This is a genomic window from Acinetobacter sp. YH16051 (genome assembly GCF_013417135.1).
Taxonomy (GTDB): domain Bacteria; phylum Pseudomonadota; class Gammaproteobacteria; order Pseudomonadales; family Moraxellaceae; genus Acinetobacter; species Acinetobacter towneri.
The window spans coordinates 1-2,118 of record NZ_VPEN01000085.1 but is presented as its reverse complement, the minus strand read 5'-3'; the positions used below and the strand labels follow the sequence as shown (position 1 = coordinate 2,118).

The window sequence follows — 2,118 nt, the reverse complement described above, 5'->3', positions numbered from 1 at the left end:
TGCCCGACTTTGACTTGGATGAAATCCAAGTCGTAAGTGCGCATTTCATGAAAAACACGATAGCATATAGCCCGCTTGAATTTCAATTCATAGGGCCTTATGCTTGAGTGGTTTTCTATATCCCGAAATCTGAATCATGACAAAAGCTGCTGAAACTCTTGAAAAGAAAATCGAAGCCCAATTAGAGAAGCTGAAACAGTTAAAGGCTCGAAAACAAGCTATCGAAGCTAGAGAAAGGTCAAAGCAAAAAGAGCAGGAAAGAAAGGATGATACTAGACGTAAAATTTTGCTTGGTTCTTATTTAATTAAAAAGATGCAAAGTAATGAAGCCAACAAAGAAACAATACTCGCTGAACTCAACGAGTATTTAACAGAAGATCGGGATAGACAGCTTTTTGACTTACCAAATATTGAGATATCTAAATAATGCAAAAAACACTAATTTTATGGGGTGGAATTTTAGCGACAATCATGGGTTCGCAAAATCTTAGTGCATGTATGCCACACTCACCAAATGAGGTATTTATAGCAAGGGTTCAATCATTTGAATCAGATAAAAATCAGACTAAATTTCAATTTTCTAACCATAATTTTATTTTTCGCCCATTAATAGCTTGGTTTAGATATTCTAGCCCAAATGAATGGAATGGCGATTTTAAAATTAAGAATATAAAAAAAGGAAATTTGATAATTGGTTTAGCATATCCGCCAGATGGTAACCAAGCAAGAAATTATCAGGTAAGTTCACTGGCACTACTTCACTGTAATAATGATGTTATATCAATAAGTAAGCCATCCACTCCTTTTTTAGCATGGGATAGAGCAAAAGGACGTTGTTTCTATACTGATAAGAGTGGTTTATTGAACGGCTTTCTTGAAAAAGATCAGGCATATTATTTACATAAAATTCAAGCTAAATATCCGACTTGCCGTAAACTGTACTCAGCATTCCCTATGACGTAATGTATATAAAATCTTAGTCTTTGAAGTCTGTTTCAGTCCGCAATGCTTTAAAAATCCGCTTTGCGGTTTCCTCTCGGACGGATGTAGGGTCACGTAAAATATTGGCAATCCATATTGAAAAGGCTGGGTAATCTTTATTGTCGGCTAAGTCAGAGATGCTATGAACCTTAGATAATACTGAACTGTAGGTCTTAATTTGACTGTCAGATAAGTTGCTGAACATATCTATAGTTTTTTGATCTCGCTGAGATTCTATTTTTTTAGGTGACAATTTTTGCTTAAATTTTAATTCTATGTGTGTGAACTTACGCCCTGTTTTTAACAGTTTATATTTGATTGTAATGGGAGATTTTTCATTAAGTTCATCAATTGCGGTATCTATTACCCATCTTTTTAAGTCTGCCGTTAATGGATACTTATTATTCAGATCAAGCATATTGCGCAAGTCATCAAGCCTTATTTTTCGATAACCTGTACTCTTGAATTGCATCATTAATTCATAAAATCGAACGCTATACCCACTACTTACTCCTGCTATGTCTTGAAGAAAATATTGTGTGAAGTTAGATGATAAGTTACTAATAAAGGGTAATACAGACTTACTAAACCTTATTGCCGCCAAAATATAATCTTCTGCATAAGGATCGCTCCCTGTCACCTCTTGGATAAATTCAGGATTAGCCAAAGCCCAATCACTATTGTATTTCATGATGTCTTGAACCCATCGAGTTTTAAATGTCCCTGCTTCAGTTGTTATTGTAATAACTCTATTAAAAAGTCGATCACATGCTTCTCTAATTTCTCTGCTTGCTGTTTTTGGGTTAACACCTAACTCAATAAATGATTCCCTTGTGACGCAATAACCTGTGTTATCTGTCACTTCTTCGCCTTTGGGTATACAGGCTATAGCCGCCAAAATTAAGCGCTGTTCATTCAAAGACAGTTGATAACTAGCTTCAATAATATTATTTGCTTTGACTACTAAGAGCTTACTCATTTTTGTATTCCTTATTATTAATTATGAGAATAATATATCGCCTCATAGTTATGCGTCAATCCCTCATAGTTATGCGTCAATCCCTCATAGTTATGCGTCAATCCCTCATAGTTATGCGTCAATCCCTCATAGTTAAACCTTGCAAAGCCACGCACAGC

The 2,118-nt window shown here is 35.2% G+C and carries 3 protein-coding genes; 2 read left to right on the top strand and 1 reads right to left on the bottom strand.

What is annotated here, in order from left to right; translation table 11 throughout:
• Nucleotides 1-136 precede the first annotated feature (136 nt).
• Together FTV41_RS14395 and FTV41_RS14390 are read left to right on the top strand one after the other, a co-directional pair.
• Entirely contained in the window at nucleotides 137-427 is a 291-nt protein-coding gene (locus FTV41_RS14395) for a mobilization protein (RefSeq protein WP_179996732.1), read from the top strand.
• Complete coding sequence (locus tag FTV41_RS14390; protein ID WP_253135668.1) at nucleotides 427-963, top strand: hypothetical protein; 537 nt, start codon at nucleotides 427-429, stop codon at nucleotides 961-963. Before FTV41_RS14395 ends, FTV41_RS14390 begins: the two co-directional genes overlap by 1 nt.
• 13 nt (nucleotides 964-976) lie before the next feature.
• Here FTV41_RS14390 and FTV41_RS14385 read toward each other — a convergent pair whose 3' ends face one another.
• Complete coding sequence (locus FTV41_RS14385; protein WP_151710986.1) at nucleotides 977-1,960, bottom strand: RepB family plasmid replication initiator protein; 984 nt, start codon at nucleotides 1,958-1,960, stop codon at nucleotides 977-979.
• Nucleotides 1,961-2,118 lie beyond the last annotated feature (158 nt).

What these genes read in the sequence shown, in the direction of transcription:
- FTV41_RS14385 (WP_151710986.1), bottom strand. Translation starts at nt 1,960, where the DNA reads ATGAGTAAGCTCTTAGTAGTCAAAGCAAATAATATTATTGAAGCTAGT.
- FTV41_RS14390 (WP_253135668.1), top strand. Translation starts at nt 427, where the DNA reads ATGCAAAAAACACTAATTTTATGGGGTGGAATTTTAGCGACAATCATG.
- FTV41_RS14395 (WP_179996732.1), top strand. Translation starts at nt 137, where the DNA reads ATGACAAAAGCTGCTGAAACTCTTGAAAAGAAAATCGAAGCCCAATTA.